General features: G+C 73.0%; 12 protein-coding genes and 1 riboswitch. Of the genes, 5 read left to right on the plus strand and 7 right to left on the minus strand.

Annotation, left to right across the window (positions count from 1 at the left end):
* Window positions 1-155 precede the first annotated feature (155 nt).
* Window positions 156-998, plus strand: coding sequence for a glutamate ABC transporter substrate-binding protein (locus AB0E14_RS27880; RefSeq protein WP_362423938.1), 843 nt, complete (start codon window positions 156-158; stop codon window positions 996-998).
* Window positions 999-1029: 31 nt separating this feature from the next.
* Here the strand turns inward: AB0E14_RS27880 and AB0E14_RS27885 are convergent, their stop codons facing one another.
* Together AB0E14_RS27885 and AB0E14_RS27890 are read right to left on the minus strand one after the other, a co-directional pair.
* Window positions 1030-1431 (minus strand): nuclear transport factor 2 family protein, encoded by a 402-nt coding sequence (locus tag AB0E14_RS27885; RefSeq protein ID WP_362423831.1) that lies wholly within the window; start codon window positions 1429-1431, stop codon window positions 1030-1032.
* Window positions 1432-1516: 85 nt separating this feature from the next.
* Window positions 1517-2548 carry a medium chain dehydrogenase/reductase family protein gene (locus AB0E14_RS27890; protein ID WP_362423834.1) on the minus strand — a complete coding sequence of 344 codons (1032 nt, stop codon included), beginning with the start codon at window positions 2546-2548 and terminating at the stop codon, window positions 1517-1519.
* A gap of 146 nt (window positions 2549-2694) precedes the next feature.
* Between AB0E14_RS27890 and AB0E14_RS27895 the strand changes: the two genes are divergently transcribed.
* Window positions 2695-3336 (plus strand): TetR/AcrR family transcriptional regulator, encoded by a 642-nt coding sequence (locus AB0E14_RS27895; RefSeq protein ID WP_362423837.1) that lies wholly within the window; start codon window positions 2695-2697, stop codon window positions 3334-3336.
* Window positions 3337-3376: 40 nt separating this feature from the next.
* Here the strand turns inward: AB0E14_RS27895 and AB0E14_RS27900 are convergent, their stop codons facing one another.
* Window positions 3377-4774, minus strand: coding sequence for a short-chain fatty acyl-CoA regulator family protein (locus AB0E14_RS27900; RefSeq protein ID WP_362423841.1), 1398 nt, complete (start codon window positions 4772-4774; stop codon window positions 3377-3379).
* 394 nt (window positions 4775-5168) lie between these two features.
* Between AB0E14_RS27900 and aceA the strand changes: the two genes are divergently transcribed.
* The 3 genes from aceA to metE all read left to right on the plus strand — a co-directional run bounded on the left by aceA (window position 5169) and on the right by metE (window position 10983).
* Window positions 5169-6452, plus strand: coding sequence for an isocitrate lyase (gene aceA, locus AB0E14_RS27905; protein WP_362423844.1), 1284 nt, complete (start codon window positions 5169-5171; stop codon window positions 6450-6452).
* 121 nt (window positions 6453-6573) lie between these two features.
* The gene (aceB, locus tag AB0E14_RS27910) at window positions 6574-8172 is read left to right on the plus strand and encodes a malate synthase A (protein ID WP_362423847.1); all 1599 of its coding nucleotides are present in this window, start codon (window positions 6574-6576) and stop codon (window positions 8170-8172) included.
* A 154-nt stretch (window positions 8173-8326) separates the two neighbouring features.
* A riboswitch (cobalamin riboswitch) is annotated at window positions 8327-8481 on the plus strand.
* Between the two features lie 183 nt (window positions 8482-8664).
* Complete coding sequence (gene metE / locus AB0E14_RS27915) at window positions 8665-10983, plus strand: 5-methyltetrahydropteroyltriglutamate--homocysteine S-methyltransferase (RefSeq protein ID WP_362423850.1); 2319 nt, start codon at window positions 8665-8667, stop codon at window positions 10981-10983.
* Window positions 10984-11067: 84 nt separating this feature from the next.
* Here metE and AB0E14_RS27920 read toward each other — a convergent pair whose 3' ends face one another.
* The 4 genes from AB0E14_RS27920 to AB0E14_RS27935 are packed head-to-tail and all read right to left on the minus strand — an operon-like array spanning window position 11068 to window position 14994.
* Window positions 11068-11859, minus strand: coding sequence for an enoyl-CoA hydratase (locus AB0E14_RS27920; RefSeq protein ID WP_362423853.1), 792 nt, complete (start codon window positions 11857-11859; stop codon window positions 11068-11070).
* Complete coding sequence (gene mmsB / locus AB0E14_RS27925; protein ID WP_362423856.1) at window positions 11856-12752, minus strand: 3-hydroxyisobutyrate dehydrogenase; 897 nt, start codon at window positions 12750-12752, stop codon at window positions 11856-11858. The genes AB0E14_RS27920 and mmsB overlap by 4 nt, the downstream gene beginning before the upstream one ends.
* Window positions 12749-13849, minus strand: a complete 1101-nt coding sequence (locus AB0E14_RS27930; protein ID WP_362423859.1) for an enoyl-CoA hydratase/isomerase family protein — start codon at window positions 13847-13849, stop codon at window positions 12749-12751. The genes mmsB and AB0E14_RS27930 overlap by 4 nt, the downstream gene beginning before the upstream one ends.
* Window positions 13846-14994: an acyl-CoA dehydrogenase family protein gene (locus AB0E14_RS27935; protein ID WP_362423862.1), complete on the minus strand. Its 1149-nt coding sequence runs from the start codon at window positions 14992-14994 to the stop codon at window positions 13846-13848. The genes AB0E14_RS27930 and AB0E14_RS27935 overlap by 4 nt, the downstream gene beginning before the upstream one ends.
* Window positions 14995-14996: the final 2 nt, after the last annotated feature.

The raw sequence follows: 14996 nt of genomic DNA on the forward strand, positions 1-14996 counted from the left end.
GGGCGGCGGTTGCCGCGGCCGCCCCGGAGCCCGCCGACGCGCCCCCGCCGGATCACGCCCCGCCGACCACCTCGTACCGGATCGCGCCCCCGGCGTCCGCGCCCGCACCGGCGGCTCCGGTTCCCCGTCACCGCGCATGGAAGAGCCGACTCGCCGTGATCGCGGCGTTGGCCCTGGCCGGCGTCCTGACCTGGACGCTCTGGCCCGACGGCGGCGGCAAGGCGGAGGGCAGCGACAAGCCCTCGGGGTCGCCGAGCACGTCCCGTACGCCCACGAACGCGTCCCCGATCACGATCGGCATCAAGTTCGACCAGCCCGGCCTGGGGATGCGGAAGCCGGACGGCACGTACACGGGCCTGGACGTGGACGTCGCGATCTACCTCGCCCGCGCGCTGGGCCACGACCCCTCGGCCATCATCTGGAAGGCGGTCACGAGCCCCACCAGGGAGACCCTCCTCACGCGCGGCGAGGTCGATCTCGTCGTGGCGACGTACGCGATCACGGACCGGCGGGCCCAGCAGGTCGACTTCGCGGGCCCGTACCTCACGGCCCACCAGGACGTCCTGCTCCGGGCCGACGACACGCGGGTGACCAGCGTCGGCGATCTGAACGGGAAGCAGGTCTGCTCGGCCACCGGATCGAGCTCGGCCCAGAACATCCCGACGAAGATCGGCCCGGACGCGGCCGTGGTCGAACGGAGCACGTACGCCGAGTGCGTGCAGGCATTGGAATCCTGGGCGGTCGACGCCGTCACCACGGACAACGCGCTGCTCGCCGGCTACGCCGCGCAAGCCACCTACGCGGGCAAGTTCCGACTCGCGGGTTTCCGGCTGACCGACGAACGCTACGGCGTCGGCCTGCCGAAGGGCAGCCCGCTGCGCGCGCGGGTCGACACGGCACTCGAGGCCATGGTGGCGGACGGCTCGTGGGCGAAGGCCGTGGAGAAGAACCTGCCCCTGCTCCGGGCGACGGATTCCGGCACGTCACCGACCGGTTGAGGCGGCCGGTCGGACACCCGGCAGAACGCCCCTAGGCTCCGGTGCCCTCCGCCGCTTCCCGCGCGATGCGGTCGAACTGCGCGCCCATCGCCTCGGCGAGCGCCTGGGCGGCGGACAGCGGCCGGACCATGACGGTGAACTCGTCGATCCGTCCTTCCTCGTCGAAGTGGAGGAAGTCGCAGCCCTGGATCCGGCGGCCGTTCACCGTCGCGCCGAAGACGAGGGCGTGGTCGCGGCCGTCGGGGTTGGCGATCTCGCGCTCGTAGGCGAAGTCCTCGAAGACCCTCATCACGCCGCGCAGGATCGCGGCGGTGATCGCCTTGCCGGCGTACGGCTTGAAGGCCACGGGGCTGGTGAAGACGACGTCCTCGGCGAGCAGGGCCTCGATGGCGGCCGCGTCACGGTTCTCGACGGCCTTGCGGAACGGGTGCATGCGCCCTCGCATTACTCAACTAGTTGAATAGGTTGAGAGGAGGCTAGGGCCCGGGCTCGACCCTGTCCACCCCCGGCTTCGCGCCTCACGGGGTCAGGACGACCTTGCCGTTCACCGTCCCCGACTCGGCCAGTCGCATCGCGTCGGCGACCCGGCTCAAAGGCAGTTCGGCCGCGACCGAGGCCGTGATCTCGCCACGGCGCATCGCGTCGAAGACCTGCCCGAGGTCGGCGCGCAGGCGGGCGCGGAAGCGGTTCCTGGCGAAGGCCCGGCCGCCCCATACGTTGTAGAAGTACGCGCGGCGGCCGTTGGGCAGCGCATGCCAGACCCACACCCGGCCGAGGATCTTGAGCACCGGCCACTGCTTCGACCCCGAGTCGTCCCGGGTCGCGGCGCTGCCGTACGAGACGAGGGTGCCGCCCTTCGCGAGCAGCCGCCAGGAGTCGACGACGCTGCGGCCGCCGATGTGGTCGAAGACCGCGTCCACCCCACCGGGCGCCAGTTCCCGCACACGGGCCGGCACATCCTCGGCCCGGTAGTCGACCGGAGTGACGCCGAGCCGCCGCAGCGCCTCGTGGTGACGGGCGGAAGCGGTGCCGATGACGTTCACCCCGGCGCTGCGCGCGAGCTGGACGAGCACGGTGCCGACGCCACCGTTGGCGCCGTGCACGAGGACGGTCCGGCCGGCCCGGATCCGGGCCTTGCGGTGCAGCATCTGCCAGGCCGTGATCCCGTTGACGACGGCGGTCTCCGCCTCGGCGGCCCCGAGGCCCGCCGGCACGGGGACGACATCGGCGGCGTCGAGCAGGACGTGACTGGCCCAGCCGCCCGTCTTGGTCAGCGCGGCGACCCGGGTGCCGAGCAGGTCCTGGCCGACCCCGACACCCACGGCGGTGACGGTGCCGACCAGGTCGTACCCCGGGACAAAGGGGAACGGCGGCTGGTCGTAGTACCGACCCCGGCGCATCTGCTGCTCCGCGAAGGAGACCCCGGTCGCCTCCATGGCGACGAGCACCTGCCCCTCCCCGGCCGCCGGAACCGGCCCGTGCCGCAGCTGGAGCCCCTCGGGCTCCACCGCGCCGGGCAGGACGACCTCTACTCGTTCGACGACGCTCATGACGACCGACCTCCGTGTGTCGACGGCGCGGCCCCTGATGGGCTACGCGGTATCGCTTCCGTTACAGGGTATAACCACCACTCGCGGAACCGTCAACCCTTCACGCGAGTGATAGCCTCTAACCAACTGGCAGCGCGGGAGGAACCATGACGGACACGGAGACCGGCGGGACGCCACGGGAGCGGTACCGCAACCAGGTGCGGGCGGAGGTCAAGCAACTGGCCTGGGAGCAGATCGCGGCCGACGGCGCCTCGGCTCTCTCGCTCAACGCCATCGCCAAGAAGATGGGCATGAGCGGCCCCGCGCTGTACCGCTACTTCGCGGGCCGGGACGAGCTGATCACCGAACTCGTCCGGGACGCGTACCGCAGCCTCGCCGACACCGTCGGCCAGGCCGAGGACGCGGGCGCCGACCTCGCGGGCCTGGCCCGCGCGCTGCGCCGCTGGGCCCTCGCCGACCCGCACCGCTACTTCCTCGTGTACGGCACACCCGTGCCCGGCTACCACGCACCGGACGAGATCACCGGCATCGCGAGCGAGATCATGAGCGCGCTCCTGCGGGCCGGTGAGTCGGCGGGCTCGACGGACCCCTTCGCCACGGCGATGGCCTTCTGGACCCGTCTCCACGGGGTGCTCTCGCTCGAACTCGCGGGCCACTTCACGGGAATGGACGTGTCACCGGAAGCCCTCTTCGAGAGCGAGATCGCGACGCTCGGCCGTTGGCCCGCCGCGCGACCGGAGGCCCCCGCGACGACAGCAGACGGCCGACGACCGACGTCCGGCGAGTGACGTCCGGCGGGTGACGTCCGGCGGGTGACGTCCGACGGATTCAGCGGGCCACCGGGTACGGCACGAAGGTGCCGCTGTTCTGGTCGATCCGCAGCGGGAGGCCGAGCGGAGGCACCGCCCGCTGGGGACAGTCGAGCCGTTCGCAGAGTCGGCAGCCCATCCCGATCGGGGTGGCCGCCGCCGCGTTGTCGAGGTCGAGGCCGTCGGAGTACACCAGCCGTGCGGCGTGGCGGAGTTCGCAGCCCAGACCGATCGCGAAGGTCTTGCCGGGCTCGCCCCAGCCGCCGCGGTGCCGGGTGACGGCGCGGGCCGTCCACAGATACCGCCGGCCGTCGGGCATGGCCGCGATCTGGACATGGATGCGCCCCGGGGCGGCGAACGCCTCGTACACGTTCCACAGCGGGCAGGTGCCACCCGCGCGGGAGAAGTGGAAGCCGGTCGCCGACTGCCGCTTGGACAGGTTGCCGGCCCGGTCGACGCGGACGAAGGAGAAGGGCACCCCGCGCAGCCGGGGCCGCTGCAGGGTGCTCAGCCGGTGGCAGACCGTCTCGTGGCCGAGGCCGAAGTGGTCGGTGAGCCGCTCGATGTCGTACCGGAACTCCTCGGCGACGGCGTGGAAGGAGCGGTACGGGAGGATCAGCGCCGCCGCGAAGTAGTTGGCGATCCCGATGCGGGCCAGGGCGTGGGCGGGCGAACCCGCATCGAAGTCCTCGGCCGCGTGCCGGTCGAGTTCCGCGTCCCACTCCAGCAGGGCGAGTTGGGTCGCCATGCGGAAGGCACGCTGCCCGGGGCGCAGGCGCGGGGAGAGGTGCAGGGTCCGCGTCGTCCCGTCGTAGTGGTGCAGGCGGTCGCCGGTCTCCGTGGCGAGCCGCACGCCGTGGGCGTCGGCGAGACGCGTCGTCAGGGCCCCGACGACCTCGCCCGGCCGGATGCCGATCTCCGCGGCCAGGCCTTCGGCCCCGAGGTCGATGTCGTGCAGGTAGTTCTGCCGGCGGTAGAAGAAGTCCCTGATCTCCTCGTGGGCGGAGCGCGGCGACTCCCCGGCGCCGTGCCGGCCGTCGGTGACGTCCGCCAACTGCTCGGACAACGCCTGGTTCCGGCGGCCGAGTCGGACCAGGACCCGGGCGACGTCAGGCATCCGTGAGGCCAGTTCGGCCAGTTCGGAGGGGGCGACGCGGGACGCGCCCAACTCCCCCGCGAGCGCCTCCCGGAGGTCCGCGACGAGCCTGCCGGTGTCCCGCTCGGAGAAGAAGGCCGGGTCGACGCCGAAGGTCTCGGTGAGCCGCAGCAGCACGGGCACGGTGAGCGGGCGGGAGTCGTGCTCCATCTGGTTCAGATAGCTCGGCGAGATTCCCAGGGTCCTGGCCAGCTCCGCCTGACTCATCCGGCGCTCCTCGCGCAGCCTCCGCAGCCGCGCCCCCGCGTACGTCCTGCCCACCGCGCGCTCCCCTCCGCCCCCGGGACTCCGCGTCCGGGTCATGCGCAGCGTACGCCACCGGGCACGCTTCGCACCCTTCGCAATCTTGGCGATCCGGCGTCCGAAGATTCGCAGAACTTGGCAGGACTCCACGATTGATGGCACGCGGTGCCAGTGCCAGAGTCGAGGTGCGGCCCGCCGGACCCCACCGGTCCAGAGCGGGGAGCCGGGACCCGATTCACGCCCTGATGTCGGCAGTTCCGGCGCCGAGACGGACCGGAGCGGCCAGATTGCTCATCTCCGCCTCCCCGGGCACCGGCGGGCCGCGAACCATCGACAGACACTGCGTGCCACTCCCTGGAAGGACCACACAGCGGATTGGCAAACACAACAAAGCAGGGAGACGGTGACGATCATGACCGAGACGACGAAGCCGACCGCCGCGCAGCTCGCAGAGCGCTGGGCGACCGACCCGCGCTGGGCCGGCATCGAGCGCACGTACACCGCCGAGGACGTGCTGCGGCTGTCCGGCAGCGTCCGTGAGGAGCACACCCTGGCCCGGCGCGGCGCCGAGCGGCTCTGGCGGCAGCTGCACGACCTCGATTACGTCCACGCGCTCGGCGCCCTCACCGGCGGCCAGGCCGTCCAGCAGGTCCGCGCCGGCCTCCAGGCCATCTACCTCTCCGGATGGCAGGTCGCCGCCGACGCCAACCAGGCCGGTCACACCTACCCCGACCAGAGCCTCTACCCCGTCAACTCCGTTCCTCAGGTGGTCCGTCGGATCAACAACGCCCTGCTGCGGGCCGACCAGATCGCGACCGCCGAGGGCGGCACGGACACGACGGACTGGCTCGCTCCGATCGTCGCCGACGCCGAAGCCGGGTTCGGCGGCCCGCTCAACGCCTTCGAGCTGACGAAGGCGATGATCGCGGCCGGCGCGGCGGGCATCCACTACGAGGACCAGCTCGCGTCCGAGAAGAAGTGCGGCCACCTCGGGGGCAAGGTCCTCGTCCCGACCTCCCAGCACATCCGCACGCTCAACGCGGCCCGGCTCGCCGCCGACATCGCGGACACCCCGACCCTGATCGTCGCCCGCACCGACGCGCTCGCCGCGACGCTGCTGACCAGCGACATCGACGAGCGCGACGCCCCGTTCGTCACCGGCGAGCGCACCTCGGAGGGCTTCCACCACGTCCAGAACGGCATGGGCCCGGTCATCGCCCGCGGCCTGGCCTACGCCCCCTACGCCGACCTCATCTGGGTCGAGACGGGCACCCCGGACCTGGCGCAGGCGCGGGAGTTCGCCGAGGCGATCCACGCGCGGTACCCGGACCGGATGCTCGCCTACAACTGCTCGCCGTCCTTCAACTGGAAGGCGGCCCTGGACGACGACCAGATCGCCAAGTTCCAGCGCGAACTGGGCGCGATGGGCTACAAGTTCCAGTTCATCACGCTGGCCGGCTTCCACTCCCTCAACCACGGCATGTTCGACCTCGCCCGCGGTTACGCCGAGCACGGCATGACGGCCTATGTCGACCTCCAGGAGCGGGAGTTCGCCGCGCAGGCCCAGGGCTTCACCGCCGTCCGGCACCAGCGCGAGGTCGGCACGGGCTACTTCGACCTGGTCTCCACCGCCGTGAACCCCGCGTCCTCCACCACGGCCCTGACCGGCTCCACGGAGGAGGAGCAGTTCCACTAGGGCCGACATCGGTCCGCCGGACCCGGCACCGGGTCCCGTCCGGCCCGGCACCGGGCCGCGTCGGGCGGCCCGGCCCCGGGTCACGTCCCGCCTCCCTCAGGTCCCACCCCAGGAGAATCCGATGCCCACCACCGCGCCGACCCACCGCGTCCGCGTTCTCGCCGCACCGGGTGACCGGCACGCCGAGATCCTCACCCCCGCCGCCCTGGACTTCGTCGGGAAGCTGGCGGAGGCGTTCGGCGAACGCCGACTGGACCTGATGAAGGAGCGCCGCCGCCAGGCCCTGCGCCTGGCCGGCGGGGCCCCGCTGGTCTTCTCCCCGGTCACCTCCGCCGTCCGCGACGACCCCAGCTGGCGCGTCGCCCCTCCCGCCCCCGGGCTGACCGACCGGCGGGTCGAGATCACCGGACCGCCGGACCGCCGCATGGCGGTCAACGCCCTCAACTCCGGCGCCCGCGTGTGGATGGCGGACTTCGAGGACGCCACGGCGCCCACCTGGGAGAACATCGTCGGGGGCCAACTCGTCCTGCGCGACGCGATCGACCGCAGCATCGACTTCACCACCGCCGACGGCAAGGAGTACCGGCTCGCCGACCTCGACCGGCTCGCCACGATCGTCGTCCGGCCGCGCGGCTGGCACCTTCTGGAGGAGCACCTCGAGTTCGACGGTGCCCCGGTGCCCGCCTCGCTCGTCGACTTCGGCCTGTACTTCTTCCACTGCGCGCATCGCCAGATCGACGCCGGCCACGGCCCGTACTTCTACCTCCCGAAGCTGGAGAACCGGTACGAGGCCCGACTGTGGAACGACGTGTTCCTGCTCGCACAGGAGCTCCTCGGCATGCCCCGGGGCACGGTCCGCGCCACCGTGCTCATCGAGACGATCACGGCCGCGTTCGAGATGGAGGAGATCCTCTACGAGCTGCGCGAGCACAGCTCGGGTCTCAACGCGGGCCGCTGGGACTACCTGTTCAGCCTGATCAAGACCTTCGGCCACCGCACCGACTTCCTCCTGCCCGACCGGGGTCAGGTCACCATGACCGCCCCGTTCATGCGGGCCTACACCGAGCTGCTCGTCCGCACCTGCCACCAGCGGGGCGCGCACGCCATCGGCGGGATGGCGGCCCAGGTGCCGAGCAGGGACCCGGCCGCCCACGAGGCGGCACTCGCCAAGGTGCGCCTCGACAAGGAGCGGGAGGCGGAGGACGGTTTCGACGGCTCCTGGGTCGCCCATCCGGGGCTCGTCCAGGTCTGCCGCAAGGCGTTCGACGGGGTCCTCGGCGACCTGCCGGACCAGATCCACCGGACTCGGGACGACGTGGAGGTCACCCCGGCGGACCTGCTGTCGGTACGCCGGATCAGCGGACCGCCCACCCGGGAGGGCATCCGCACGAACATCTCGGTCGCGCTCGGCTACTTCGCGGCCTGGCTGCGCGGCCAGGGCGCCGTCGCCCTGGACGGTCTGATGGAGGACGCGGCGACCGCCGAGATCGCCCGCGTGCAGATCTGGCAGTGGGTGCGGCACCGGCTGATCGACCGGGAGACCGTCGTTCGGCTGCTCGACGAGGAGCTCGACACGCTCGGCGCCCAGTACCCGTGGGCCCCGCTGGAGGAGGTGCGGGCGATGCTCGAACGGAACGCCCTCAGCGGCGAACTGCCGCTCTTCTTCACCCCGGACGCCTACTCCCGCCACCTCGTGCGGCACGCGGAGCCCCGCTCGTGAGCGAGGGGACCCCGCCCCTCGGCGGAGGGGCCGGCGTCGACGGCGTGTCTCGGTTCACCATCCGCATGGTGGACTTCGCCCGTCACGACGCCGTCCGGCCCCTTAGGGTGGCCGGTGCAGCTGGTTCGCCCCGTCCGCCAGGCGGGATGCGTCGTAAGAGGGAACCCGGTGGGAATCCGGGACTGCCCCGCAGCGGTGAGCGGGAACGACCGCCGTCATACGCACTGGACCCGTACGGGTCTGGGAAGCGACGGCCAGTAGGTGCCCGCCGGTTCGATCCGGCGAGCGTGCCCGCGAGTCCGAAGACCTGCCCGTTGCCCGCACGCGGACGATTCCGCGCGCGGACATCCCGGTGACCTCGAGGGCGGGTCGGCGACCACACCAGACGGAGACCCGCGCGTCCGCGCGAGGCCGGCCGTCCGGTCCGTCACCCCTTCGCGCTCTCGTCCCGTCCCCGGGATCTCAGGGATTCATCTCGCGAAGGAGATCTCCGTGACCACCAGGACCGCAGCCGCGGCAGCACGGGCCACCGTGTACGGCTACCCCCGTCAGGGGCAGCACCGGGAACTGAAGAAGGCCGTCGAGGGCTACTGGAAGGGCCGCGTCACCGCCGACGCCCTCCGGGCCACCGCGGCCGACCTGCGCCGTTCGAACTGGCGGCAGCTGGCCGAAGCCGGCCTCCACGAGGTGCCGACCGGCGACTTCTCGTACTACGACCACGTGCTGGACACCAGCGTCATGGTCGGCGCCATCCCCGACCGCCACCGCGCCGCCGTCGACTCCGACCGCCTCGACGGCTACTTCGCGATGGCCCGCGGCACGCAGGACGTCGCGCCGCTGGAGATGACCAAGTGGTTCGACACCAACTACCACTATCTGGTGCCCGAGTTGGGCCCGGACACCGTCTTCACCGCCGACTCCACCCAGCAGGTCGCCGAGCTGAGGGAAGCCCTCGCGATCGGCCTGACGGCGCGTCCGGTCCTCGTCGGCCCGATCACCTACCTGCTCCTCGCCAAGCCGGCCCCCGGAGTGGCCGCCGACTTGGAGCCGCTCACTCTCCTCGACCGGCTGCTGCCCGTCTACGCCTCGGTCCTCGCCGACCTCCGCGCGGCGGGCGCGGCCTGGGTCCAGCTCGACGAGCCGGCCCTCGTCCAGGACCGCACCCCGGCCGAGCTGAACGCCGCCGCCCGCGCCTACCGCGAGCTCGGTGGCCGCACGGACCGGCCGAAGCTGCTGGTCGCGTCGTACTTCGACCGGCTCGGCGAGGCCCTCCCCGTCCTCGCCAAGGCGCCCGTCGAAGGGCTCGCCCTCGACTTCACGGGAACCGCCGCCGCCAACCTGGAGGCCCTCGCGGCCGTGGGCGGGCTGCCCGGCAAGCGACTGGTCGCGGGCGTCGTCGACGGACGCAACGTCTGGGTCGCCGATCTGGCGAAGTCCCTGACGACCCTCGGCACCCTGCTCGGCCTCGCCGACCGGGTCGACGTCGCGGCCTCCTGCTCGCTGCTGCACGTGCCCCTCGACGCCACCGCCGAGCGGGACATCGACCCGCAGATCCTGCGCTGGCTCGCCTTCGCCCGGCAGAAGACGGCCGAGGTCGTCACCCTCGCCAGGGGCCTGTCCCACGGCACGTCCGCGATCACCGCCGAACTGGCCGCCAACCGGGCCGACCTGGCCTCGCGCGCGGAGTCGCCGCTCACCCGCGACCCGGCCGTGCGCGCCCGTACCGGCGCGGTCTCCGCCGCCGACACCCGCCGCTCCCGGCCGTACGCCGAGCGGGCCGCCGCCCAGCACGCCCACCTCGGCCTGCCCCTGCTGCCGACGACCACCATCGGCTCCTTCCCGCAGACCGCCGAACTGCGGACCGCCCGCGCCGACCTGCGGGCGGGCCGGATCGACACGGCCGATTACGAGGAGCGGGTCAAGGCCGAGGTCCGGGAGGTGATCGCGTTCCAGGAGAAGGCGGGCCTGGACCTCCTGGTGCACGGCGAGCCCGAACGCAACGACATGGTGCAGTACTTCGCCGAGCAGCTGACCGGGTACCTCGCCACGCGCCACGGCTGGGTGCAGTCCTACGGCACCCGCTACGTCCGGCCCCCGGTCCTGGCCGGTGACATCTCCCGCCCCGCGCCGATGACGGTGCGCTGGACCACGTACGCGCAGTCCCTGACCCACCGCCCGGTCAAGGGCATGCTGACGGGGCCGGTCACCATGCTCGCCTGGTCCTTCGTCCGCGACGACCAGCCGCTCGGCGAGACCGCCCGGCAGGTCGCGCTCGCCCTGCGCGACGAGGTCGGCGACCTGGAGGCGGCCGGGACCTCGGTCATCCAGGTCGACGAACCGGCGCTCCGGGAGACCCTGCCGCTGCGCGCCGCCGACCACGCCGGCTACCTGGCGTGGGCGACCGAGGCGTTTCGGCTCTCCACCAGCGGGGTCCGGCCGGACACCCAGATCCACACCCACATGTGCTACGCCGAGTTCGGTGACATCGTGCGGGCCATCGACGACCTGGACGCCGACGTGATCAGCCTGGAGGCCGCCCGCTCGCACATGCAGGTCGCCCGCGAGCTGGCCGCGCACGGCTACCCGCGCGAGGCCGGTCCCGGCGTGTACGACATCCACTCCCCGCGCGTCCCGAGCGCCGAGGAGGCCGCCGATCTGCTCCGTACGGGGCTGCGGGCCATTCCCGCCGAGCGGCTCTGGGTCAACCCCGACTGCGGTCTGAAGACCCGGGGCTGGCCCGAGACCCGCGCCTCGCTGGAGAACCTGGTCGCGGCGGCGCGCACGGTCCGGGGCGAGCTGCCCGCGTCCTGACCGGGGCGTCCGCGAGGGCCGGGGCGCGTGCGGGCGCCCCGGCTCTCGCGTACAGGCGCCCCGGCCCCTCCTCCGCGGCCGGCGTCAGCGGTGCCGGAACTCCGGCGGTCGCTTGTCGACGAAGGCGGCCATGCCCTCCTTCTGGTCCGCGGTGGCGAACACCGCGTGGAACAGCCGCCGTTCGAAGCGCACGCCCTCGGCGAGGGTGGTCTCGAAGGCCCGGGCCACCGCCTCCTTGGCCATCATCGCCACCGGCAGCGACATGCCGGCGATCGTCTCCGCGACGGCGAGCGCCTCGGGGAGCAGTTCGTCGGCCGGGAGGACCCGGGAGACGAGGCCAGCGCGTTCGGCCTCGGCCGCGTCCATGGTGCGGCCGGTGAGGCACATCTCCATGGCTTTCGCCTTGCCGACGGCACGGGTCAGCCGCTGGGAGCCGCCGATGCCCGGGACGACGCCCAGCTTGATCTCCGGCTGGCCGAAGACGGCGGTGTCGGCGGCGAGCAGGACGTCGCAGAGCATGGCGAGTTCGCAGCCGCCGCCGAGGGCGTAGCCCGAGACGGCGGCGACGGTCGGGGTGCGCAGCTGCCCGAGCCGGTCCCAGGCGGCGAACCAGTCCGCGAGGTACATGTCCAGGTAGCCCTGGGGCCGCATCTCCTTGATGTCGGCCCCGGCCGCGAAGGCCTTGGCCGAGCCGGTGAGGACGACGCAGCCGCACTCCGGGTCCCGGTCGAGGGCCTCGGTGGCGGCCACGACCTCGTTCATGACCTGCAGGTTCAGCGCGTTGAGCGCGCCGGGCCGGTTGAGCGTGAGGAGGGCGGTGCGGCCCTTGCGTTCGACGACGATCGTCTCGTACTCCTGGGCCTCGGCGGCGGTCATGCGCGGTCTCCTTCGCTCTGCCTGACGGTGCGGACGATGCCCGAGAAGTCCTCAGCGGCTCCGACGCGTTCCGCGTACGCGGCGTACAGGTCGGCGGCTTTGAGGCCCAGTTCGGCGTGGACGCCTCCCGCCCTGGCGGCGGCGGCCGCCAGGCCCAGGTCCTTGGCCATCAGGGAGGCGGCGAAGCCGGGCCGGTAGTCCCGGTTTGCCGGGCTGGTCGGAACCGGCCCGGGGACCGGGCAGTTGACGCTCAGCGCCCAGCACTGCCCCGAGGCCGTCGAGGCCACGTCGTACAGCGCCTGGTGGGAGAGGCCGAGGCTCTCGCCGAGGACGAACGCCTCGCTGACGGCGATCATGGAGATGCCGAGGATCATGTTGTTGCAGATCTTGGCGGCCTGGCCTGCCCCGGGCCCGCCGCAGTGGACGCTCTTCTGGCCCATGGCCTCGAGGAGCGGAAGGGCTTCGGCGAACTCCCCCGCTCCCCCGCCGGCCATGAACGTCAGCGTGCCGGCCTCCGCGCCGACCACCCCGCCCGAGACGGGGGCGTCCAGGGACCGCAGACCGGCGGCGGCCGCCCGCGCGTGCGCGGTGCGGGCGTCGGCGACGTCGATGGTCGAGCAGTCGACGAACAGGGCGCCGGGGCGGGCGGCGGCGAGGACGCCGTCGTACAGGTCGAGGACGTGCCGCCCTGCCGGCAGCATGCTGACGACGACATCCGCGCAGGCGACCGCCTCTGCGGCGGACGCCACGGGCTCCACGCCCGCGCGGGCGGCCGAGGCCAGGGCCTGGGCGTCGAGGTCGTGGCCGAGGACGCGATGCCCGGCCCTGACGAGGTTGGCGGCCATGGGGCCGCCCATGTGTCCGAGTCCGACGAACGCGACGGTACGGCTCACCAGACCACCTCCTCGGTCGATGCGGTTGCGGCGAGGCCCAGTTCGGGCCGCTCGTCGAGCGGGGCGAAGAAACGCCGCACGTCGGCGTCGGTGACCTCGGCGAGGGTGGCCGGGCTCCAGCGCGGGGCCCGGTCCTTGTCGACGACCTGGGCGCGGATGCCCTCCACCAGGTCGGGGGCGGTCAGGGCCGCGCAGGAGACGCGGTACTCCTGGTCGAGGACCCGCTCCAGCGGGCCGAGGTGCCGGGCCCCGCGCAGGGCGGCCAGGGTGACCTTGAGCGACGTCGGGGACTTGGCGAGAAGAGTCTCGGCGGCCTCCTTCGCCTCGGGGTTCCCGTGGCCGAGCAGCCGCTCGACGATCTCCTCGACGGTGTCGGCGGCGTAGCAGGCGTCGATCCACTCGCGGCGCCCGGTGAGCACGCCGGGCGGCGCGGGCCGTACGTGACGGGCGAGGGCTTCCCGTACGGGAAGCGCGGCCAGGTCGGTGACGAGGGCGTCGAGCGCGGCGGAGGGTACGTGGTGGTCGGCGAGCCCGCACAGCAGGGCGTCGGCGGCGCCGACCGGGGCGCCCGTGAGCGCGAGGTGGGTGCCGAGTTCGCCGGGGACGAGAGCGAGGAGATACGTGCCGCCGACGTCCGGGACGAAGCCGATGCCTGTCTCGGGCATGGCGATCCGGGAGCGTTCGGTGACGATCCGGACGCTGCCGTGCGCGGAGATCCCGACGCCCCCGCCCATGACGATGCCGTCCATGAGGGCGATGTACGGCTTGGGGTAGCGGGCGATCCTGGCGTTGAGCCGGTACTCGTCGCGCCAGAAGTCGGCGGAGGCCCGGCCGCCGCGCGTGCGGGCGTCCTCGTGGATGGCGCGGATGTCGCCGCCCGCGCACAGCCCGCGCTCACCGGCGCCGCCGATCACGACGGCCTCGACGGCCGGGTCGTGCTCCCAGGCGGTGAGGGCCGCGTCGATCCGCCGCACCATGGGGTGGGTGAGGGCGTTGAGGGCCTGGGGACGGTTGAGGGTGATGTGGCCGATGCGGCCCGTGGTGTCGAGCAGGACGGGTGCGTCGCCCGGGGTGCCGGTCGGCGGTGTCGAGGTCATTCGAAGGCCTCCGTCAGGCCGCGGGCCACGATGACGCGCATGATCTCGTTGGTTCCTTCCAGGATCTGGTGGACCCGCAGGTCGCGGACGATCTTCTCGATGCCGTACTCGCTGAGATAGCCGTAGCCGCCGTGCAGCTGGAGCGCGCGGTCGGCGATCGAGTAGCCGGTGTCGGTGGCGAACTGTTTGGCCATCGCGCACAGCTCGGGCGCCCGCGGATCGCCCCGGTCGAGGGCGTGGGCGGCCTGCTGGACCAGGGCGCGGGCGGCGGTGAGTTCGGTCGCCATGTCGGCGAGGCGGAAGCGGAGGGCCTGGGCGTCGAGGAGCCGGTGCCCGAACGCCTGCCGGTCGGCGAGGTGCGCGAGGCTCCGGTCCAGAGCGCTGCGCGCCCCGCCGAGGGAGCAGGCGGCGATCCCGAGCCGGCCGCCGTTCAGGCCGGACATGGCGATGCGGAAGCCCTGGCCCTCGCCTCCGAGCAGCCGGTCGGCGGGGACCCGGACCGCGTCCAGGACGACCTGCCGGGTGGGCTGGGCGTTCCATCCCATCTTCCGCTCGTCGGCTCCGAAGGAGAGGCCGGGGTCGTCCTTGTCGACGAGGAAGGCGGAGACGCCTGCGGCGCCCGCGCCGCCGGTACGGGCCATCACCAGATACAGCTGGGAGGCGCCCGCCCCGGAGATGAACTGCTTGGTTCCGGTGAGCACCCAGTGGTCGCCGTCGCGGACGGCCCGGGTGGCGAGCGCGGCGGCGTCCGACCCGGCGCCGGGCTCGGTCAGGCAGTAGCTGGCCAGGTCGTCCATGGCGCACAGGCGCGGGAGCCACCGCCGGCGCTGAGGGGCGTCGCCGTAGCGGTCGACCATCCAGGCGACCATGTTGTGGATGGAGAGGTAGCCCGCGATGGACGGGCAGCCGGAGGCGAGGGTCTCGAAGACGAGGACGCCGTCGGAGCGGCTGAGGCCGGAGCCGCCGGACTCCTCGCGGACGTAGACGCCGCCGAGTCCGAGTCCGGCGGCCTTGCGCAGGACGTCGACGGGGAAGTGCTTGTCGCGGTCCCAGTCCAGGGCGTGCGGGGCGAGGTGGTCCTGGGCGAAGTCGAGGGTGGTCTCGACGAGGGCCCGCTGGTCCTCGGTGAGCAGGGTCGTGGTCATGG

The sequence above is a fragment of the Streptomyces sp. NPDC047981 genome, assembly GCF_040653315.1.
Lineage (GTDB): Bacteria > Actinomycetota > Actinomycetes > Streptomycetales > Streptomycetaceae > Streptomyces.